At 66.0% G+C, this 20,003-nt stretch carries 17 protein-coding genes and 5 pseudogenes; 17 read left to right on the forward strand and 5 right to left on the reverse strand.

The genetic code is table 11. The features are described 5' to 3' along the window. Positions 1-279: 279 nt before the first annotated feature. Positions 280-438: a hypothetical protein gene (locus tag ABT070_RS46310; RefSeq protein WP_502990197.1), complete on the reverse strand. Its 159-nt coding sequence runs from the start codon at positions 436-438 to the stop codon at positions 280-282. After that, the gene (locus ABT070_RS37860) at positions 396-848 is read right to left on the reverse strand and encodes an IS5 family transposase (protein WP_502990196.1); all 453 of its coding nucleotides are present in this window, start codon (positions 846-848) and stop codon (positions 396-398) included. Before ABT070_RS37860 ends, ABT070_RS46310 begins: the two co-directional genes overlap by 43 nt. Positions 849-1,411: 563 nt before the next feature. Here ABT070_RS37860 and ABT070_RS37865 point away from each other — a divergent pair. The 8 genes from ABT070_RS37865 (at position 1,412) to ABT070_RS37905 (ending at position 8,887) form a co-directional block, all read left to right on the forward strand. Continuing rightward, entirely contained in the window at positions 1,412-1,645 is a 234-nt protein-coding gene (locus ABT070_RS37865) for a phosphopantetheine-binding protein (protein WP_351767456.1), read from the forward strand. Further along, positions 1,642-2,886 carry a beta-ketoacyl-[acyl-carrier-protein] synthase family protein gene (locus ABT070_RS37870; protein ID WP_351767457.1) on the forward strand — a complete coding sequence of 415 codons (1,245 nt, stop codon included), beginning with the start codon at positions 1,642-1,644 and terminating at the stop codon, positions 2,884-2,886. Before ABT070_RS37865 ends, ABT070_RS37870 begins: the two co-directional genes overlap by 4 nt. A 13-nt stretch (positions 2,887-2,899) precedes the next feature. Continuing rightward, positions 2,900-3,727, forward strand: a complete 828-nt coding sequence (locus tag ABT070_RS37875; protein WP_351767458.1) for an alpha/beta fold hydrolase — start codon at positions 2,900-2,902, stop codon at positions 3,725-3,727. 1,025 nt (positions 3,728-4,752) lie between these two features. Next, entirely contained in the window at positions 4,753-5,865 is a 1,113-nt protein-coding gene (locus ABT070_RS37880) for a bifunctional DNA primase/polymerase (RefSeq protein WP_351767459.1), read from the forward strand. Beyond that, entirely contained in the window at positions 5,862-7,403 is a 1,542-nt protein-coding gene (locus tag ABT070_RS37885) for a DNA primase family protein (RefSeq protein ID WP_351767460.1), read from the forward strand. Before ABT070_RS37880 ends, ABT070_RS37885 begins: the two co-directional genes overlap by 4 nt. Beyond that, complete coding sequence (locus tag ABT070_RS37890) at positions 7,400-7,801, forward strand: DUF6009 family protein (RefSeq protein WP_351767461.1); 402 nt, start codon at positions 7,400-7,402, stop codon at positions 7,799-7,801. The genes ABT070_RS37885 and ABT070_RS37890 overlap by 4 nt, the downstream gene beginning before the upstream one ends. Before the next feature lie 84 nt (positions 7,802-7,885). Next, positions 7,886-8,047 (forward strand): hypothetical protein, encoded by a 162-nt coding sequence (locus ABT070_RS37895; RefSeq protein ID WP_351767521.1) that lies wholly within the window; start codon positions 7,886-7,888, stop codon positions 8,045-8,047. A 450-nt stretch (positions 8,048-8,497) separates the two neighbouring features. Further along, the gene (locus ABT070_RS37905) at positions 8,498-8,887 is read left to right on the forward strand and encodes a hypothetical protein (RefSeq protein ID WP_351767462.1); all 390 of its coding nucleotides are present in this window, start codon (positions 8,498-8,500) and stop codon (positions 8,885-8,887) included. Positions 8,888-9,716: 829 nt separating this feature from the next. Here the strand turns inward: ABT070_RS37905 and ABT070_RS37910 are convergent. After that, positions 9,717-10,161 (reverse strand): annotated as a pseudogene (locus ABT070_RS37910) (transposase); the annotation flags it as partial. 823 nt (positions 10,162-10,984) lie between these two features. On the opposite strand from ABT070_RS37910, the gene ABT070_RS37915 reads away from it, so the two are divergent. Beyond that, complete coding sequence (locus ABT070_RS37915; RefSeq protein WP_351767463.1) at positions 10,985-11,641, forward strand: chaplin; 657 nt, start codon at positions 10,985-10,987, stop codon at positions 11,639-11,641. A 718-nt stretch (positions 11,642-12,359) separates the two neighbouring features. Continuing rightward, positions 12,360-12,680, forward strand: a pseudogene (locus ABT070_RS37920) (IS110 family transposase); the annotation flags it as partial. Here the strand turns inward: ABT070_RS37920 and ABT070_RS37925 are convergent. After that, a pseudogene (locus ABT070_RS37925) lies at positions 12,680-13,474 on the reverse strand (transposase). The pseudogenes ABT070_RS37920 and ABT070_RS37925 overlap by 1 nt on opposite strands. A 717-nt stretch (positions 13,475-14,191) precedes the next feature. Next, positions 14,192-14,476 carry a hypothetical protein gene (locus tag ABT070_RS37930; RefSeq protein ID WP_351767464.1) on the reverse strand — a complete coding sequence of 95 codons (285 nt, stop codon included), beginning with the start codon at positions 14,474-14,476 and terminating at the stop codon, positions 14,192-14,194. 1,095 nt (positions 14,477-15,571) lie between these two features. Between ABT070_RS37930 and ABT070_RS37935 the strand changes: the two genes are divergently transcribed. The 7 genes and pseudogenes from ABT070_RS37935 (at position 15,572) to ABT070_RS37965 (ending at position 19,909) form a co-directional block, all read left to right on the forward strand. Next, positions 15,572-16,045, forward strand: coding sequence for a hypothetical protein (locus tag ABT070_RS37935; protein WP_351767465.1), 474 nt, complete (start codon positions 15,572-15,574; stop codon positions 16,043-16,045). Between the two features lie 197 nt (positions 16,046-16,242). Next, a complete protein-coding gene (locus tag ABT070_RS37940) occupies positions 16,243-16,527 on the forward strand; it encodes a hypothetical protein (protein WP_351767467.1) in 285 nt (94 codons plus the stop codon). Between the two features lie 215 nt (positions 16,528-16,742). Continuing rightward, entirely contained in the window at positions 16,743-17,027 is a 285-nt protein-coding gene (locus ABT070_RS37945) for a hypothetical protein (protein WP_351767468.1), read from the forward strand. A 401-nt stretch (positions 17,028-17,428) separates the two neighbouring features. Next, positions 17,429-18,137 (forward strand): annotated as a pseudogene (locus ABT070_RS37950) (transposase); the annotation flags it as partial. A 127-nt stretch (positions 18,138-18,264) separates the two neighbouring features. Beyond that, positions 18,265-18,357: pseudogene (locus ABT070_RS37955) on the forward strand (VOC family protein); the annotation flags it as partial. 420 nt (positions 18,358-18,777) lie between these two features. Next, positions 18,778-19,540, forward strand: a protein-coding gene (locus ABT070_RS37960) for an IS5 family transposase (protein WP_451102426.1) whose coding sequence is annotated in 2 segments (ribosomal slippage) — positions 18,778-19,094 and positions 19,093-19,540 — 765 coding nt in all. Because the reading frame shifts where the segments join, the coding sequence is not laid out codon by codon here. Positions 19,541-19,639: 99 nt separating this feature from the next. Continuing rightward, positions 19,640-19,909: a hypothetical protein gene (locus ABT070_RS37965; RefSeq protein WP_351767470.1), complete on the forward strand. Its 270-nt coding sequence runs from the start codon at positions 19,640-19,642 to the stop codon at positions 19,907-19,909. Positions 19,910-20,003 lie beyond the last annotated feature (94 nt).

The raw sequence follows: 20,003 nt of genomic DNA on the forward strand, positions 1-20,003 counted from the left end.
GCGGTAGCGCCCGCCGAACGGAGGCCGAGGACCCGGTGGTTGGTGAGGTCGAAGACGGGGGAGCCGCTGTTGCCGCCGAGGGTCGAGCAGTCGTGTTTCATCACCCGTCCGCCGGGCGTGAACTCCGTGGTCATGCCCGGCTGGAGCCGCTTCACGTTGTAGATGTCCATGAAGATCCTGCACATCGACTCCGGTTCGTTGCGGCGCCTGTCCCACGCCGGGTAGGCGATGACCTACACGGCCCGGCCAAACGGCGGGGTGTTTCACAGGCGCGAACACCTACCGATGCGAGCCTGTGACCCACCTGGCCGCTGGTGTGTGGCACGTTTCGCTCGTATTCCGGTCCCACCCCGACAGGGGCAGCAGTTGCCTGACATCGTTGCGGTTTCCGCCGGTCAGAGACACCGCGAGCGGGATTCCGTGGCCGTCGGTGATGATGTGGTGTTTGCTGCCCGGGCGTGCGCGGTCGACCGGGCCGGGCCCACTTTCGGGCTCCTGCGTGCGGCCCGCACGTGGGAGGAGTCGATCACCGCCCGCGACCAGTCCAGCTGGTTCTTCGAGCGCAGCTTGTTCAGCAGCAGCTGGTGCAGTCGGTCCCAGACACCGGCATCGTTCCAGGCTGCAAGGCGACGCCAGCACGTCATGCCCGAGCCGAAGCCCAGCTCTTGGGGCAGGTACTCCCACTGGATGCCGGTGTGCAGGACGAACAAGATCCCACACAAGGCCTGGCGGTCGGGTACTCGCGGCCGTCCCTCGACCTGCTTCGGCGGCGGCTCGGGCAGCAACGGCTCGATGAGCGACCACAGTTCATCCGACACGATCCACGGCCGCGACTGACGCTTCCCCATGCCCGCATTCAACGAGCGATCAAGCGGACAGTCACATGATCAACCCGCTTTTGTTAGAGCCAGTAAAGGGCCCGACCGCTACAACAAGTGCCGGGGACGCACCGCATCGGCACCGGCGGCCGCTACGGCCCCTACTTGTTTAGGCCGGTCGTGCCGATGGAAGCCCTGGGCCCCGCGGGCGCCTGCAACCCTCGATGCGGAGGTGTGGAATTGCGGGGGCCGGCCGTTGGCCGGGCGGCGGCACGAGGGGCCCGGGCGGCAGGCACAGTTCGGGCCCCTCGTCTGCGTACGCGTCCACGGGGGAGTTGTGTTCGCGCTGCAGTGCCCAACGACACTCGTGCAGAAAGGTCACATCAATAGGCGACCGCACGGCCCCGGATGAGACGGGACGCGTTCAATCCCTGGCGGTGAGTAGGCCAAGTTGAGACGCAATCACAGACGTCTGTTCCCGAACCGCGCTTTCGTTCATGGACCTCGTGTTAGGCCTGCCTCGTAGGCCGTGACCTCGCGATCGGTAACGCGTTCCTTATAGTTGTCCATCGCGAACGAGGAACGGTATCGACGTGGAAGCCACCGATCGTGTCACGCTTCTTTTACACAAGTGTTTCGGGGTTCGCCTCGACGAGTCCCCTGACGTCCCTCTGCATCAGCTGGCCATCGACTCTCTTGCCGCGGAGGAACTGCTCCGGATGATTGAGGACGAGTGCGCCATCGATATGGCCGACGTGACCCTGACCTCCAAGGACACGATCGACACCCTGATGAATATGGTTCGCCAGAAGGTAGCAACGGCATGACGCCTGCGGCACGCGAACCCGCTGCGGTCGTTGTGACGGGTCTCGGCCTGGTGACGGCCGCCGGCATCGGGGTGAAGGAATCCTGGAACCAGATCACCACTGCGGCCGCACCTCTTGGAGTGCGGCGGCCACCCTCACTGCAGGATCTGCCCTGCGACTTCATGTACACCATCGGCGGTCTCGACATCGATGCCGTGCTGGGTGTGGCCAGCTACCGGCTCATGGATCGCTTCGCTCAGCTGGCTGTGGTCGCGGCCAGGGAGGCCGTGGCGGACGCCCGGCTCGGCCCCGACATCTGGGACAGCACTCGCGTCGCGGTCGTCATCGGTTCTGCCCATGGGGGCCTGGACTTCTATGACGAGCAGCACAGGGTACTTCTGGAGCGCGGCGCACGCAGGGTGTCGCCGAGGCTGGCGCCGCTGAGTGTCGTCAACGGGGCAGCCGGCAGCGTCGCTCGGGACCTGGGCGCGATGGGGCCCAGCCTGGCGGTGGCGACGGCCTGCTCCTCCGGCACCGACGCGATCGGCACCGCGCTGTATTTGCTGCGTGCCGGGGCTTGCGACATCGCCATCACGGGCGGCGCGGAGTCCATGTCCACCCGGGCGTTCTTCGCCGGCGGATGCAACACGAAGGCACTGTCCACCCGTACAGCGGACCCCGCCGGGGCCTGCCGCCCGTTCGACGTGGACAGGGACGGCTTCGTGGTGGGGGAAGGGGCTGGTGTACTGGTGCTGGAACGTGCGGAACACGCCCGGGCTCGCGGCGCCATCTCCCGGGCCGTCGTGCGCGGGTACGGGGCGGCCTCGTCCAGCGATACTTCGTCCCCCGTCGCCCCGAGTGAAGCCGGCCTCGAGCTGGCGCTGCGCGCCGCGCTGGCCGACGCCGATGTGACTCCCGGCGACATTCAACACGTCAACGCGCACGGCACAGCGACGGTCATGAACGATCTGGCGGAAGCCGCTGTGCTGCATCGCGTCTTGGGAGATCACCCGCTGGTGACGTCCACCAAGGCCATGACCGGGCACACGCTTGGCGCCGCCGGCGGCATCGAGGCTGCCTTCACCGTCCTCGCCCTTGAGGACCAGTTGGTGCCGGCAACGGTGAACCTCAAGACGCAGGACCCGCGCGTACCGGTTGAGGTGGTAACCCAAGTTGCCAAAACTGCGCGTCTGGACTGCGCGGTGAGCACCTCGCTCGGCTTCGGCGGGCATAACGCCGCCCTCGTCCTCACCCGCGTCTGAGACGGGAGTAAGCATGACCGAGGAACATGTCCGCACCCTGTCCGTGCAAGGTGTGTCGTATACCTACCGGGTGCTGCAGCCGTCAGCCCCCACCGTAGAGCCCGTCATCCTGCTGGGCGGAGTACTGCAGGGCATGTACGACTGGGGGTACCTGGAGAGCACCGTGACGCCCAGGGCAAGCATGGTCACAGTGGATCTGCCCACTGTTGATCCCGGTGCCCTCCCAGCGGACCGGGACGATGTCGACACCCTGTGTGGCGGACTCGAAGGCATCATCGCGGACCTCGGTGCCACCCGCGTCAACCTCTATGGCTACTCCATGGGAGCGGCCGTCGCCTTTCAATATGCGCAGCGCCATCCTGAGCGCGTCACACGGCTGCTCATCGGAGGGGTGCGATATCAGCTCACGCCGGAGGTGTTGTCCCATTTGCGACGTGCCACCGACAGGGCGAGAGCAGGTGACGCAGAGGGCTTCGCCACCCTTATGGCCGCTGATCTGCTGTGCCTCGACGAAAACCACCATGTCCACCGCCGCGACCTGGCTCTCGGCTACGTGCTGCGTTTCATGCGCAAGGCTGCCCGCACGCCGCGCTACGTCGACCTGATCGCCAGCGCTCTGACGAGCCGACACCACTCACTTACAGGAGGCCTGACACGGGTGCCTACCATGGTGTTCAGCGCTGAACACGACCACCTCCACCCTCCTGAGCGGCAGCAGGCTTTTGCCGCGACGATCGAAGGCAGCCAGTTCGTCACATTCCCTGACTGCGACCATATGCTGCCATTGCAGCGCCCCGAAGCCGTCACATCCCTGGTGGCCTCCTTCCTCATGAAGGAATGAAGTTCGTGCTGCGGTGTAGTTCGGCCTGGATGATCCCCCCGTTCATTCAGCCCGAACCCGTGAGGGACCGCATGACACTGCCGGGGCCAAGACCCGCTCCACCACCGAGCCCCACGTCGTCACGGACACCGCGCCGCCCCTCGTGCGGGTGAATCCCGGGCCCACCCATCCCCGCCCGCAGTTACTCCCTGCGGGTGACGGTTTGTCAGTGCTGCTGCCTACCGTCCAACTGGTGACAACTCCCTTGCGCCCTGGCGGCGCTCGTTACCCAAGGCGGTGACCTCATGAGCCTGACCTCCGGTTTACTGTCCACGCACCCCGCTGCACCGGTTTCTGGACCGTGGACTGTCGGCCTGCCACCCGTTGCGCAAGAGCTTCCGCGCCCGGGGTCGGTGCGATCAAATGCTGCTGCCGGGCCCCGGCGTCAGTACGGCGATCGACTGGCTGCGCCCGGCGTTCACGGCTGCCGACCCCGTCGACCAGGTCGTGCGCACCGGCAACCGTGCCTGCCGACACCTCCAACTCTCAGTATCAGCGGGCAGTTGCAGACTCAGTGCCGGGCCGTCAGTCGCTTCAGTCGCTTGGGTCGCTGCACGGCGGAAGCTGAAGCTCGAGCAGCGACTGAAGGCGCAGCGACTGGGCGACTGTTCGGTCGCTCCCCCTGCAAGCATGAATGCGCAGGTCAGCGCCATGAAGCAGGGTGCGCAGCGACTGAAGCGACTCAAGCTCGGAGTATATGAGGCACTTATGTGTGTGCGTGTGCGTTATATATAGGAGGCTTCAGTCGCTTCAGTCGCTGTTCTGGGTGTTGCATGGTGACCCACCTGGGGTTTTCCGTGAACTGGAACAGCAGCGACCGAGCCCGTTCGGTCGCTGCCACGTCCGCTGAGTCGCTCCCGATGCACCTCCGATCCCATAGGGATACGGCATCAGGGTTCCTTTGCACGTGCTCCAGGACCTCATGCTCGACATTCGCTACGCTGTGTCCGTCGTTGAGTCGCTTCGGTCGCTGATGGGGGGTGCAAATGCTTGCTGAGCTGCGCTTTTCTGGCAGCGACTTACGGCCGCCTGTCTCTGAGTCTTCAGTCGCTGCCACTCTGGCCACCGCCAGCTGGTGCGCGCGCCGCGGCTGGCCCGTGCACCCCCTCGCCGCCGGCCGCAAGACTCCGGCCGGGAACTGCACCCAGTGCCGCACCACTCCGCACCCTCCTGCGCAGTGCCCCTGCTTGGCGGCAGGCCGTTGGTGCCACGGCTTTCACGCTGCCACTCTCGACCAGCGCCATATCACTCAGTGGTGGGGCGCCCATCCTGAGTTCGGCGTCGGCGTCGCCTGCGGTCCAGCCAGCCTGGTCGTCATTGACATCGATGCTCACCCCACTCAGCCGCCCACCAGGGACCGGATCCTGCCGGGGATCCCCATAGGCGACCACGTCGATCTCACCGGTCTGGCCAACGGCTTCCATACCCTGGCCGTCCTGGCCGCCCTGCGCGGCGAGCGCAGCCCCGCAGAAGACGAGACCACCCTGCGAGTCCGCACGCCCTCTGGCGGCCTGCACGTCTGGTACCGGATCGCCGACAACCGCCGCTGGCGCTGCTCGGCCGGCTCCAGCCAGGGCACCGCGCTTGCCTGGCAGGTCGACGTCCGAGCCCACGGCGGCTACATCATTGCCCCAGGCACCACCACCCACGACGGTTCCTACACTCCCGTCGACAGCGTCCGTGAGCCGACCGCCTTGCCCACCTGGCTCGCCCAGGAGCTCGAGCGCACCGGCCACCTGCCGACCCCCAGCGTCCCTGCGCCCCGCCCGGTCCCACCACGCGCGCAACAGGCAGTGCTTGCCTCAGGTGGCGGCCGCGACACCACCCAGCGCCTGCTCGCCACGGTCCTCGCCCCCGTCGAGGCCTGCGGCCAAGTCACCGAAGGCGCAGGGTTCTCCGGCACCCTCAACCGTGCCGCCTACACCCTCGGCGGCCTCGTCGCCGCCAGCCGGCTCACAAAAGAAGATGCCGAGGCCGCCCTTACCCAGGCCACGGCCGCCGCTCGCCCGGGCCAACAGCGCCGCGCCGCCCAGATCATCCGCAGCGGCCTGGCCGCCGGCAGCCAACACCCCCTCCACGCGCGAAGGGGGCCCCGATGACGTCCCACGGAAACGAAACCGAGGCGCTCTTCAAGTTCGACCCCGAAGCCGTCGCCGCCCAGATCCTCGACCAGCCGCGGACCTCCCCGGCTATCACCGTTGCAGTGCCTGCCCAGACGGCCTCTTCCCGGGCGGCCGACGGAGAGGCGACCCCTGCTGGACTGTTGCCCGACACCCTCACCGACCGGGGCAACGCCAAGCTGTTCGTCAAGCTGTACGCCAACGACTACCGGCATGTTCCTGGGATCGGCTGGTACCGATGGGACACCACCCGCTGGCAGATCGACGAGGACGACACCGTCCTGTGGGCAGCCGGTGACCTCGCCGAGGCCATCGCCGCCCACGACCCACGCGGCCTGTTCACCACCCAGGCCCTGCAACAACACCGCCGTCGCGCCCTGTCCACCACGGGCATCAACGCCATGCTCATCCAGGCCAAGTCCGCCCCCGGCATGGTCCTCAACGCCGCGCTCCTGGACGCCGACCCCTACGCCCTGTGCACCCCCGACGGCATCGTCGACCTGCGCACCGGCCTGGTGAAAGTCCCCGACCCGAACAAGGATTTCCACTCCCGTTCGACCACTGTGGGCCCCCAGTCGCTGCCCACGCCCCGCTGGGAACGCTTCCTGACCGACACCTTCGGCGCTGACGCCGAAGACCGGCAGATGATTGCCTACCTGCAGCTGCTGTTGGGCTACTCCGTCACCGGCGACGTCGGCGGCCAGGTCCTGCCCTTCCTCTTCGGCTTCGGCAAAAACGGAAAATCCGTCCTGCTCGACGTCCTCATGAAACTCTTGGGTGACTACGCGGACGCGGCGCCGCCCGGCTTCCTGATGGCCCGCCCCTACGAAGGCCACCCCACCGACCTGGCCGAACTCCACGGCCGACGCGTCATCGTCTGCTCCGAGGTCAAGCACGGCGACAAGTTCGACGAGGCCCGTGTCAAGCTGCTCACCGGCGGAGACCGCATCAAAGCCCGCCGTATGCGGCAGGACTTCTTCAGCTTCGAACCCACCCACAAACTCTGGCTGCTGGGCAACCACCGCCCTGAAGTCGGCACCGGCGGCTTCGCGTTCTGGCGCCGCATGCGGCTGATCCCCTTCGAGCGGATCGTCCCCGACCACCGCAAGATCGACAACTTGGCGGACATCCTCGTCACTGAGGAAGGCCCCGGCATCCTGGGCTGGCTCATCGACGGCGCCCGCCGCTACCTCGCCGGCGCCCGCGACCTCACCGGCCCTGAACGCGTCCGCATCGCCACCACCGCGTACGCGGAAACCGAGGACCACACCGGACGCTTCTACGAAGAATGCTGCATCCTCGGCCCCGAACTGCGCGCCGAGCAGACCGCGTTCTACACCATCTATCGGACATGGTGCCAAGATGAAGGGGCACCGGCCATGTCCTCGCGTGCCTTCGCCGCCCGCACCCGGGAACTCGTCGGCCTCGCCTCGCCCAAGCAAATGATCCTGTCCAACCAGCGCAAGCACTACCCCGGCATCGGACTGCTCACCGACCAGGAGAGGGACAACGAATGAGCTCCCTGATCGACGAAGCCGAGATCAGTCACGAAGCCGACATCGTCTGGCTGGAAGACACCACCGATCTCGACTACGTCCGCCAGAGCCTGGACCGCCTGCCGACCCGCAAAGGGAGGCCGGCCTACCACCGCGACGGCCGCATGGTCGGCTATGCCCTCCTCGACACCACCGCCAAAGCCTCCCGCGCCTCCGGTACTTTCCGCCGCCGCGTCTTCTGGCTCCTGCCGCACGACCGCGACACCGAGCCCGAGGGCCTGTACGCGAGGAGTGCCCCCGCCGAGGCCGTGGACCCTCGCACCCTCGAACCCCGAGTCAAGGGCTACAAGACCGAACGCTCCGAAGGCGGCCCGCCCTCCACCGCCATGCAGGAACTCGGGATAACGCTGCCGCTCTGACCGTGGAGTGGAACCGAACCCGGAAGAGCCGGGCTACAAGCGGCTCCGCAAGAAGGGCTCATGGGGCATGGTCTCCGTCGGCCGGTGCTTGACGTGGAGCGTGCCAGCCTCGGCGCCGTCGATGTCGACGATCTGCCACCCGTTTCCAGGTTGGCGCTGGCGTGCCATGCCCTCGAGCTGACACTGGATCAGGACGTCGTGCAGGTCAGGGGCCAGGTCGGCGAGGACGTCGATGCCTTCGTGTAGGTAGCCGGTAGCCGGTGGCCTGGGAAACGCCGGCGTCGCGGGCCAAGCAGTGCACACAACCGCGGTCGCGGAACCAGCGCAGCACCAGCACGGCCTGCCGAAACGGTCCCAGCGCCCGGGAGCGTCTGGGAGTTCCGATCTGGCGCCGGTGGTTTTCCAGCAGGCGAGCGAGGAACTCCGTCACGTGGTGCGGGACGTCGAGCGTGGCGACATAGGTGATCAACGAGCAGCCTCCGGTTGCTACGGACATGATCTTGGCGGACCTGTCCGGCCAGGGGATTCACGCCCGTCCGCCGCCATGTCCCGCCCGATCCGTACCGGTCGAGATGGTTCGGTGTCTGCGTTTGAACCGAATGCCCAGTGGATCTCACAGCCGGGGCGTGGCTTGCCGGCCGTGCACAAGGGAGAATCCCGCGGTCGGTCGCGCTTCCGACGCAGTACCGTGGGCCGGTGGATGAGATGCCGGCTCCGACGCCGGGTATGACGGTCAGTGTTCGGATGCGCCAGGACGTGGTGATCGTCGATCCGGAGCGCTTTGTCGCTTCGGCCCGCGCGGCGTACCGCGAAGCCTCCCCTGAAATCACCGAGGAGAGGGCAGCCGAGGAAATCCGTGATGTCTACGACGCTGTGTGGGCTCTGCTGGACCGCTTCGGTCGACTCGCAGCCGACGCACCAGCGTCCGCCGGGCTCCCGGGCCAACGAGTTCTGGACCGCCCAGACGGGCTCTCGCCTGCGGGCGAGTGGAAGCGCATCGTGCTGAACGATCCGCAGCCACTGCAGGACTACGGCTGTTTCATGCCCGAGGGGTACGACCCGTTCGCCATCCCGTCAGGGGTGTGATTCCGTCCACTGGTTCGCAAGATCATTTCTCTGAGAAAACCTCACTGAGCATCCTGGTAACCACTGAGTATGCCAACTGCCGCTGGACTCCACACTCGCAAACTACGACCTCGCCGAATATCAGGCTGAGACGACGACAGCCCCCTGATCTGAAAATCACCGCCGGAACCCATGATCCTTGCGGGGACGTTGTTGCCATGATTGGCGGGCACGTGCCGTTGCTGCCAGGGTGTCGATGAGCCAGCTGAGCGTGTTCAGCGCGGAGGCGGAGGCGGAGGCGGAGGCGGGCAGGTGGAGCAGGAGGAAGACGGCCCGACGCAGTCGAGGGGTCCGTGCCGCGCAGGGGCGGTTTTGTTCCTCATACTCTTGCGCCAGAGCCCATCTTCGATGGCCCTGCCCGTGCTGGGAGCCCTTCGGTCTCTATGGTTCCGGACCAGCCCGGTGCCTAGTGGGGCCGCCTCACAGCACACTTCCCCTGAGCGAAACTTGGCGTCGATGGTGGTTGGCGGGGCAGACCCTCCGCGGTGAGACGAAATAGGGCGTGACGAAACTTGAGCCGGGTCGTTGAACTGGTAGCGGTAGGCACGGCGCGTCCGCGCTCGGACGGCTTTTGACCATTTTCTTCCCTTCGGTGGTCGGCAGCTGTCGGACATCGGCCGCTCCTGCCGTCACTGGGGACGGGCCTACTGGCCCGGGGCTGGCCACCCTCTAAACCGGCCGACCCGGGGCTTGTCCCTCCACCAGTGGCGGGGGACAGGCCCCGGACTATTGCTGGGCACAGAAGCTGATTCGGGCGTAAGACGCAGGTTGAGGTACCGCAGGCATCTCTGGTGAGGTGGACGAGTCGCTTGTAGCAGCAGAGTGCGGCGGCGAGTCCGAGAAAGTCCAGGTAGTTGCGGGGATTTCGTTCGTAGCGTGGGCTGAGTCGTCGGTAGCCGGACAGCCAGGACATCGTCCGCTCGATGACCCAGCGTCGTCGTCCTAATCGTTCGCTGGACTCGATCCCTTTGCGGGCGATGCGCACGCCGATGCGCTTCCATCTGAGCCATCTGCGCAGATCGGCTCGGGCGTGGGCTCTTTCGGCGTGGAGGCGCTGGGGCTTGAAATGGCGGCCGCGGTGGGGGTCGCGTCTCGTTTGGTGACCCTCGATCATGGGCTTGAGCCCTTCGCTGCGTTCCGTCGCCCTGCGGCCGCACTCTCGAGGGCGGGATCAGCGGCTTCGCAATCTCCCACAGCCCGTCCGGAACAATCCAACTCCACGTACCCCGCCCCATGCACGGACCAACGACCGCCTCACCACGTAGGCCACTTAAGCGCTTTGGCTGAGGAGCGGGAACCTGAGGCGGCGCACGGTACCCGTTCGGGGACTCATCATCTGACGACGCCTACCGGTCACCCGACTCGTCGCGGAACACGACCACGCCGCCTGTCGCCAGTGAACCTTCAGAACCCGCCGACGTATTTGTTCCCTGGTTCGAGCCGGGACTGCCCGGCCAGGACGTGGCGGTTGCTGCCCGGCCATGCGCTGACGACCGGGCTGAGCCCCGCTATTGGGCCGCGTCGACCCGCACGTCGGGGGAGGAATCAATCACCGCCCGCGACCCGGTTCTAGCTTCTTCGCGGCTCTCGGCTTCCTCAGCAGCAGAGGGTTCGGCTCGTCCCACACGCAGGCTTCGTTCCAGGCGGTAATACATCGCCAGCAGGATGTGCCCGGTCGAATCCCGGCTCCAGGGCAGGTGCTCCCACCCAATCGGTGTCTGCTGCGCAGAGGATCCCGCAACAGCGCCTGTCGGTCCGAGATCTGCGGTCTGACCTCGGCCGGCTTCGGGCCTGGCTTGGGCAGCAACAGTTCGACGAGCGATCACAGTTCGTCCGAGAGATCCGCGGCCGCAATTTTCTCTTCGCCACGACTGGAGCACTACCAGACCGAAAGTCACATGATCGACGAAACCTGTCAGGACCTCTTAGCCCAGCACGACGACTTGGAAGGCGGCACGCCATAACCCTGTTGCTTTTCCAGCGTTTGTAGATGTGCGGGTAATTACCCGCGGTGATGTTAGGAAGGTATGGATTATGAGACGGGCTACTCTAAACCGCGTGCTCGCCGTTGCCGCAGCATCCGGCGCGATGGCACTTCCCGCGTCCGCCGCCTTCGCGGCCGACGGTGCTGACGCCGGAAGTACGGCGGCCGGATCGCCCGGGGTGCTTTCTGGGAACAACATCCAGGCTCCGGTGTCTGTGCCGGTAAACCTCTGCGGCAACACGGTGGACGTCGTGGGGCTGCTCAACCCGGCCATGGGCAACGTGTGTAAGAACACGGACACGGTAAAGGCTGACGGCGCGGAGACCGACGGCAGATCGGACTCGTCAAGCGAAACCTCGGCTTATGGCCGAGTCACGGACTCGCCCGGGCTGATCTCAGGCAACGGCATTCAGCTCCCGATTGATCTGCCGGTGAACGTTTCCGGGAACAGTGTCAACGTGGTCGGCGTGGGTAACCCAGCGATCAACAACCAGTCGGTCGTCGACCATGGCCTCTCTCACCCCCACGTCCCCCGGCAGACTCCGGCCCCGAAGCCCCAGGCATCGCAACCCCCGCCCCCTCGGCATCAGGCCGTTCCGTCCATCCCGGACCCGACGACGTCCACGCTGGCCCACACTGGAGCGGATCTGGCTGTCCCTGCCGTCGCCAGCGGCGCCGCGTTCCTCCTTGCGGGTGCCATCTTGTACCGCCGCTTCCGCCCGGGTTGCTGACCCGGATGCCGGTAGAGCCCCATCGGGCGTGTCTGGTGGGGCCCAAGCGGGCTGTCAGCGTCCGGCCGCCCTGCGCGCCGTGGTATCGACGTGAGCGCTTGGCCGCTGGAGCAGCTCCTGCCGCACACGATGTGTGGTTGCTGCGGCTCTCCGAGCCGCATAGGTGAGGTGGAAACCGGCCGCTCGCCATGTACTGACGATCGAGCAGCGAGCGCTGTGCTCCTCGTTGCGGATGCGTACGGGCATGAATTCGGTGATTCGCAGCATTCAGGTGCAACACCGACCCGTACTGGTCATGGCTACATGACTTCCTTGGCCGGCGGGTAAAGCAAGCATTGAGATCCGACGCGCGGAGAAGCTCGGTCTGTGTGTGTCATGGCATGCAACAGATTCATTGCAGTGCGAGGAGAGTAGTCGGCTGGCGCGCAACTTCTAGGGCATAGCATCGTTGGAGTATGTGCGTTCCCTTTCCTGGGCCCCAGGAGGTAATGGCGACTCCTCCTGGGGCCCGGATGGTTTGATCAGCTCAGTAATCGGGCTGCCTGCCACGAATGCCCCAGACGCCGCAGGTCCGGCCTCAGCCTGTGGGGGCGTGATTCCTCCGACGCCCGGAAGGCGCGACCTTCGGGGGATGACGCCCCCGCCCGCCTCACCGGGTCTTGTCGGCCTGCTCCCGGACTGTGCGGTTGATCCGGTCGAAAGGGTTCGTCATCGCGGGAGAGAGGCGTTCATCATCGCCGATGCCGCCCACGCGATGCCACACGGCGGCCGATCGGCGGCGAGGACGAGACGATCGCCGAACTGCTGATCGTCGGCTCCGACGACGACCTGGCCGGCGACCACCAGGGCCGCGAACCGGTGTCACGGCGTACTCAGGTGGATCCACCTGTCGTTGGAACGGGTGCTGGGGCCGCGGCTGCAGCACCCGGCTGTCCTCACGCTGCATGGAACGGTTCGGGTCCCCGGCCAAGATCCGCAGGGCTGGCATACGGCGGCTGGTCACCCTGCTGCGGCCAACGCGCCCAGGATGGCCGAGCGCTAGAGGTTGTCCTGCATGGGGTTTGAGTCATCGGTTGAGGCCCATGTTGTCAGCCGGGCGATGGCGAGCATGGCCTGGTGAACACTGTTGCCCTTGCGGCGGGAGTCGCGGAGAATCGTGTGGTTCTTCAGCCGGGACAGGGTGTGTTCCAGCCGGGCTCGGGCCCGGCGATGGATGGTGTTCTAGGCTCCTGCTCCGGGCTTGACTTGCGTCTGGTCGTCTCGTCTGCGGTGCGGGATGAGTAGGCCGGTGCCCTGGTAGCAGTCGTCGGCGATGACCGGGGCACTGTGGCAGGCCTGGTCGACGCCGGACTCGGAGAAGGCCTGACAGTCGTTGCGGCTGCCAGGCAGCGGGAGGCCGATCGCCACTACCAAGCGGCTGTTAGCGTCGATGCCGACCTGCAGATTGGTCGTATACCGATGGTTCTTGCTCGAGGCGGCGATGCTCCTGTCCTGCATGGGCACCAGGGTGTCGTCGACGATGTAGACGGTGTCCTTGCGCGGTCGGCGGGCCGGCGAGATGGCCAGCAGCGGTGCGAGGTGATCGAGGACGCGGTCGGCTGCGGACTTCGAGACTCCGAACAGCGGCGCCACCTGCCGCAATGTGAGGTTCGTGCGCCAGTACGTTGCTACCAGCAATACCCGGTCCTCCAGCGGCAGCCGCCAGGGACGGCCTCGTTGGACGTCGCCGCCACGACGCCGTACCAGCGCCACCAGTCTCGCGAACTGCACTTCGGTCAGCCCGGAGAACGGCTCGATCCACTTCGGATCACTCGCTGAGATCACCCCACCCATGCCCAGCCAACGCACCAACCGCCACACCAGTTATGGGACAGCCTCCAGTCGAGGACATCTTCACCGCTCTGGACGAGTGCCGACTGGGCGGATCGAGGAACTACTGGAGGCTCACCCATTTTCGAAGGTCCTGACGTCGATGCTGGGAAGAGGAAACAAGCAGTTCAAGCGCGCTTTCTTCCCTCCGGGTTTGCGGCACTTGGCGACCCGGCCTCGCGGGCCTGCTAATGACAAGAAGACAGAACACAACGCACCCCCGTTGCCCTTGCCAAAGACATGGGAGTACCCCCCGCCTGCGTTGTTCACGTGAGCACCTACCTGCCTCTGCGCATCACCCGGCACGCCGACAAGCGGCCCCGGCGCGGACGAGACCGACGAGGTGAGTGCGCTCACAGGCATCGACCCAGGGCGGACTCGACGAGCTTCGGGGCGTGGGGGACACGGTCGGCGACTTGACATCCCCACAGACACGCCGCTGGGGTCGCTTCTGACCCGGAAGGCATCAGGGACGAGGCGAGACGGAAGGCAGGTCGGCGGCGAGTCCAAGGAAAGCGGAAGCGGCGCGAACGCTTCATGCGTCCACGCCGCTTCCGTGCAGTCCGAATTTAAGTGATGATGCCGACTAAATCGAAAAGGTTTGCAGGCAAAAGGCCTTGCGTCACGCGTAAAGGCAGTGGCGCTGCGCCGATGGACTGCAGGGCGCGAGTTCGAGGTCCGTCAGAACGCGCGGCTGTTGCAACCCATGTTGGAACCGAGGTGGCTCTTCTGAGCGCCCGCAGCGCCTTCCCCGTTCAGCAGGTTGCCAGCCACGCCGGTGAGGGCGCCGATGCTGCCGATCACCTCGATGTTCATGTCGTGCGAGCGGCACTCGATGCCCTGCGTGACGTCGATGCTGTCGATGTCGTGGCCCGGCTCGCCGTGTGCGAAGGCGGTGTTGGCACCCAAGGAGCCGACACTGCCGAGGAGGGCGCACAGAAGAACTACCTTGTGCGAGGTGCGCATTTGAAGCTCCTTGAGAGAAGTGTGGGGACCTGACATGTTGAGTCAGGACTGCGGATGTGCAGGAAGCGGGCTGTCAGCCGATTCGGGGAAGCCCCAATTGCCCGACGGGAGGTGCCGCGATCTGTCCGAGGCCAACCGGAGCCAGCTGCGCTGCGCTCGCGGGCGTGATCGTCGGGTTGACGAGCGGGTTTACCTGAGGGTTGAGCTGCGGGTTCACCTGCGGGGCGACAATCATCGGGGGCTCTGGGCCGAATGCCTGGGGTACTGCTACCTGCGGGGCCACTTGCGGCATGATCTGCGGCATGACCTGCGGCACGACCTGCGGCGGGGCGGCCTGTGGCGGAGGGGCGGCCTGCACCTGCTGTGCGGGTGCGGCCTGTTGCGGGTTCGTCGAGCTGGAGGCTTGGGCCGTTCCCTGCGATGAGGCCGAGGCCGAGGCGTATCCCGTCTGCTGTGGTCCTGACGGGGCGGCTTGTGGGGCTGCGGCCGCAGTAGTTGGCTGATCCGGAACCGATGCCGGAGTGGCACTGGGGTGCCCAACCGGCGAGTCGGCAAAGCTGCCGCTGGCGCCGATGCCGGCCAAACCGCTGGCCGCTGCGACGACGAGCGCGGCCTTGTGAAGCTTCCGCATGAAACCCTCGGCCCTTCGTTACCTGAAATTTGAGTCCATTGCATTCAAAGCGGTCACGCGTGCCGTTGGTGCGTCACTCGCATCGCGCCGGAGGCTACGGTTGTCTCGAGGAGCACGCGGACTTCGTATCGGAGCTGGCAGCAGATCCTCTACCTCTTGCCTGGTTTACGGTCGCTGCCCTCTCCTCCGAGGAACGAGGCTTCGGCGCCGAGGTCACGGCACTCAGCGACTCGTCACCCATTTGCCGAGTGCGGACCCGGGCGTCACAGGTCGCACGCCCTGCATCAAATGGGTGACCACGCCCCCGCACCCGTATCGAGTCCGTGTCTATTTCGTTCCCCACGGGGCGATAGGAATGGTCCATCGCAGCCGAATTAGGGCAGCAAGGACAGCGAGACTGCGCTGCCCCATCGGCCATTAGCTTCCGTGCACAGGTCAATTGAAGAGCCGAGGAACTCATGCGCATGCTTCACAAGGTCGCGCTCGTTGCCGCAGCAGCCGGCGGCCTGTCCGGCGTCGGCGCCGGCCCAAGCTCCGCAGTCACCCCGTTCGTCCACAACGGCGCTGCACCGACCCCGGTTTCGCAGCCTGACGCGCAGGCCGCCTCGGCGTCTTCCGCTCAGGCGACCGCGCAGACCTATGGCTCGCCGGCTCCGCAGCAGGCAACACCGTCGCGAGGCACTCAGGTTTCCCCGCAGGTCAACCCGCAGCTGAATCCGCAGATCAGCCCTCAGATCTCTCCTGAAGCGCAGCAGAAGGCACAGGGCTCTTCAGCGGAGCAGACCAACCTGTTCCGCCCCTACCAGGAGTGCAGCCCGCAGACCCTGCTCGACGCGAACGTCCCGGTTGCTCTGCTTGCCGCATCCCAGACTCACGGCGTTGAGTGCACCCAGGCCAACAGCCAATCGAACTCGTTCGCCAGCGTGCAGCAGCACTGACAGACAGCCACGTCGACACCAGGGCACGGATCGTGGGCGACCGGGCCCGGCTGGCCCTGCGATACGGCTTTCGGTGCTTCCCCTGGCAACAGGAGGTCGGCGTGTCATTGTCTATTTCGCGGCATTTGTCGCTACTCTTCCGCACTGTAAACGCGATCTGTCACAGATCGTAAGCACTCACACCAATCGGAGATGAAATGCGCAAGCTTCGCAACGTTGCAGTCCTGGTCGCTGCCCTCGGCAGCATCGGACTCGTGGGCGGCACGGCCTACGCCGGCGGTCACGGCGGCGAGGATGGCGGCGACCAGTTCAACATCACGCAGAGCTCCACCTGTAAGTCGCACGACCTGAACCTCGACGTCCTCGGCCAGGTCGGCGTGCTGAACGGCCTGCTGGGCAACGCCCTCAACGGCGAAGGCAACCCGGGCGCCCAGTCCACCGACATCGGCTCGACCATGGGCTGCAACAACAGCGCCTTCTGAAGTCCCCTCCGGCGTAAAAACGTCGAACAGTGAATGGTCCCGGCACTGGGACTCAGGCAAAGTGCCGGGACCATTCACGTGCGCCGAACCACTTCCGCGGCGGCACAGCGTAACGCTGGACGCTTCCAGGTACGCCGTTCTGGCGCCGTTGAACCCTTCGCATCAAAAAGGCGATCCTCACAGATCGCATTCACCTCACTTCTTCTGGAGATGACATGCGCAAGCTCCGCACGGCCGCCGTCCTGATGGCCGTACTCGGAAACGCCGCACTCATGGGCGTCGGCGTCGCCCACGCAGATCAGGGATGGGACAAGGGCGACGGCGGCTTCAACATCTCGCAGCACACCACCTGTCAGTCGCACGACAGCAACATCGACATCCTTGGTCAGGTCGGCATCGGCAACGGGCTGGGCGGCAACCTGCTGAACGGCGAGGGCAACCCGGGGTCCCAGCAGACGTCGCTGGGCTCAACCATGGGCTGCAACAACAAGATCGGCTAAAGGCTCGCAGAAGAACAGCATGCGGGCGAGTGACTCACTGACCTGCATGGTCAAGTATCAAACCCACCGTTCGAGTGTCTGCAAGCCCCAAGCTTGGCGCTTATGGGCTGGGCGTCGAACACGGCCTCGCACTTGCTGATGGGTTTGTCCGAGTTTCGGACGCAAAAGCGGCCTTCGCCTGATCCTGTGCCCAACAGAGGCATGGAATCAACGCGAAGGCCGTAGCTGTGCGCTCTGTCGCCACACGGCGTCCCACGGGATGCGTGCCGAACTGTCACGTTTTCAGACGGAGCTCTACGGCCTGTTCCGGGCGCCGCGATGCGCTGTTCGAGCAGTGATGCCCTGCTGCGCGCGGATGGTCCGGTGAGGTCCTTGGTCAAACCGGGGATGGTACGACGCCCGTGCTCACGGTAGTCAACGAAGAGAGAACGACGTCACACGGTTCCCTGATTGACTGGATCGTCCGCGAAGGCGCGCGGCAAATGCTGGCCGACGCGCTGGAAGCAGAAGTCAGCGCCTGCATAGACGAGTTCGAAGAGCAGCAGGACGATTCCGGCCGCCATCTGGGCGTGCGCAAGGGCTTCCATCAGACGCGGAAGGTCACGACCGCCGCCGGGTCGATCGGAGTGAAGGCCCCGCGGGTCAACGACAAGCGCGTCGACGAGGCCAGCAGCGAACGATAGCGGTTCTCCTCGGCGATCCTGCCGCCCTGGGCCCGCAGAACCCCGAAGATCAGCGACCGCTGCTCTACTTGCACGGTCTGTCGTCGGGTGACTTCGTGCCTGCGCTTGAGCAGTCCGCGTGCCTCTCACCTGCGACAGTCACGCGGCTGACCGCGCAGTGGCAGGCCGACCACAAGGCGTTCATGGACCGCGAACCGTCGGCCACCGACTACGGCTACGTCTGGGCTGATGGCGTTCACCTGCGCATCCGCCTGGAGGGGGCAAAGGCCGCCGTCCTGGTCATGGCCGACGTGCGAGCCGACGGCACCAAGAACTGATCGCGATGGCCGACGGCTATCGCGAGCCTTCCGACGCATGGGCAGGACGGCTGTGCCCGCCGGGGCATGCGGCCCCCGTTCTGTCCGTCGGCAACGGGGAGCTCGGCTTCTAAAGTTCCTCGAATCCGCACAGGAACGCTTGCGGGCTGTGCACGCACCCCACCTCGTCGCCCTGGTCCGGGCCGGCGCCCGGTTCGAACGCGGCCACCTCGTCGCGCGCCCCGAGGCGGTGGCGGCGTGAACCGGCCCACCAACGGCACGTTGCACCACATCGAGCTGTGGGTGCCGGACCTCGACCGCGCGGTCGCCTCTCTCGGCTGGCTGTTGGAGAACGACGACGGCTTCGAGATCGAACTCGTCGCGATCAACCCATCGCAACGAAACTGAGGTCAACCGAAGCACAGATCTTGACGATTACTCGACGAGTGGGCGCTGTTTGGGGTGAAAGCGGAGCCGTAGGGGCCGGAGTTGAGCGCGCATGCTTCTCGGACGGACTGCAGCGTCGTAGCCGAACGCGATCATCGACCGCGGTGGCGTCGCCGCTGCGCCGACGGACGACTAGCGTGTCGCTGACCGTGTTCGTCGGCAGCCCATGGACACCAAGCCTAGGGCAGCCTTCTCCGGGGCCCGACTCGGCACGGGGGCCTCTGTTGCCACTTGGCTTGCAAAAGGATCTTGCCGATGTGCCCTGGTCGGGCCTGACCGATGTGATGACTCGACCGTTCGCGGTGTGTGACGACTCGGCCGTGGATCGTGGACGACGACGTGCGGGCGCTGACCGAACCATTGCTGCCGCCGTGGCCGGAGGGTTCACCGGGGCCGAGACCGGTGCCGGACCGGCTGTGTCCGCAGGGCATTCTCTATGTCCTGCACCAGGACGTCGCCTGGCAACTCCTGCCGTTGGAACTGGGTTTCGGCTGCGGGCCGACCTGCTGGCGGCGCCTGGACCGCTGGCAGAAGGCTGCTGCCTTCGAGCAGTTGCAGCGGATCCTGCTCGCCGAGCTGCATGCGGCCGGCAAGCTCGACTGGACTCGCGCGTGCGTGGACGGGTCCCACGTCCGTGCGAAAAGGGGGTGCCTCAACCGGTCCGTCACCGGTCGACCGGCGGAAGACGGGCAGCAAGCACCACCTGATCTGCGACGGACACGGCATCCCGCTCCACGTCATCACGACCGCGGCCAACGTCAACGACATCACCCAGACACTCAACCTGGTCGACGGCATCCCGCCGGTGGCCGGACGTCCTGGCCGTCCACGACGCCGCCCCGAATCCGTCCTGGGTGACAAGGCGTACGACTCCCGAGCCGTGCGGCGCGAGCTGCAACGACGGCGCATCATGCCGGTGATCTCACGCAAGGGCGCCCCGAACATCCAGGGCCTGGGCAAGCTCCGCTACGTCGTGGAGCAGACCTTCGCCCTGCTCCACCAGTTCAAGCGCCTCGCTGTCCGCTGGGAGCGACGTCTTGACGACGGACTCGTCTCGCTGGCATGCGGCCTCATCTGCTGGAGGTAACTCAAGTGGAAGGTAGCGTGATCACCTGAGGGACTGCTGACTCGTGGGCTCCTGGAGTGGGGCGGCCCCGCACACTGCAGCGATCAGCTTGCCGTCGCCATGGGGTTCACCGACACGCAGGATCTACTCCACCAGTGCCAACGGCTCCGGAAGGCTCTTGGTGAAGACGCCCCACTCGGCGCAGCGGACTGGGCACGGACACTTCTGGCTACAGAGATCGTCTTCGTCAGCGACCTCGCCGGCTCGGGCGTCGAATGGTCAACGACCACAGGGCGCGACGACGCGGCGACGATCAGGATGCTGCGGATGATCCAGCGGAAGCTGGCCCGGACCGTCAGTCCCTACTACGGAAAGCGACCGAGCGAGTAGCGCAGAGGGCCACTCCGTCAGTTTCCACGACTCGCTTTGGCTGCCCCCGGGGCAACGCAGAAGATCCTGTTGCGAGCTCTTAGGGTGGGGACCT

It is taken from the genome of Streptomyces sp. NPDC002884 (assembly GCF_040295245.1).
GTDB lineage: Bacteria > Actinomycetota > Actinomycetes > Streptomycetales > Streptomycetaceae > Streptomyces.

What these genes read in the sequence shown, in the direction of transcription:
- ABT070_RS37890 (WP_351767461.1), top strand. Translation starts at nt 7,400, where the DNA reads ATGAGCTCCCTGATCGACGAAGCCGAGATCAGTCACGAAGCCGACATC.
- ABT070_RS37885 (WP_351767460.1), top strand. Translation starts at nt 5,862, where the DNA reads ATGACGTCCCACGGAAACGAAACCGAGGCGCTCTTCAAGTTCGACCCC.
- ABT070_RS37860 (WP_502990196.1), bottom strand. Translation starts at nt 848, where the DNA reads ATGGGGAAGCGTCAGTCGCGGCCGTGGATCGTGTCGGATGAACTGTGG.
- ABT070_RS37965 (WP_351767470.1), top strand. Translation starts at nt 19,640, where the DNA reads ATGGGGTTCACCGACACGCAGGATCTACTCCACCAGTGCCAACGGCTC.
- ABT070_RS37870 (WP_351767457.1), top strand. Translation starts at nt 1,642, where the DNA reads ATGACGCCTGCGGCACGCGAACCCGCTGCGGTCGTTGTGACGGGTCTC.
- ABT070_RS37875 (WP_351767458.1), top strand. Translation starts at nt 2,900, where the DNA reads ATGACCGAGGAACATGTCCGCACCCTGTCCGTGCAAGGTGTGTCGTAT.
- ABT070_RS37945 (WP_351767468.1), top strand. Translation starts at nt 16,743, where the DNA reads ATGCGCAAGCTCCGCACGGCCGCCGTCCTGATGGCCGTACTCGGAAAC.
- ABT070_RS37930 (WP_351767464.1), bottom strand. Translation starts at nt 14,476, where the DNA reads ATGCGCACCTCGCACAAGGTAGTTCTTCTGTGCGCCCTCCTCGGCAGT.
- ABT070_RS37935 (WP_351767465.1), top strand. Translation starts at nt 15,572, where the DNA reads ATGCTTCACAAGGTCGCGCTCGTTGCCGCAGCAGCCGGCGGCCTGTCC.
- ABT070_RS37880 (WP_351767459.1), top strand. Translation starts at nt 4,753, where the DNA reads ATGCTTGCTGAGCTGCGCTTTTCTGGCAGCGACTTACGGCCGCCTGTC.
- ABT070_RS37940 (WP_351767467.1), top strand. Translation starts at nt 16,243, where the DNA reads ATGCGCAAGCTTCGCAACGTTGCAGTCCTGGTCGCTGCCCTCGGCAGC.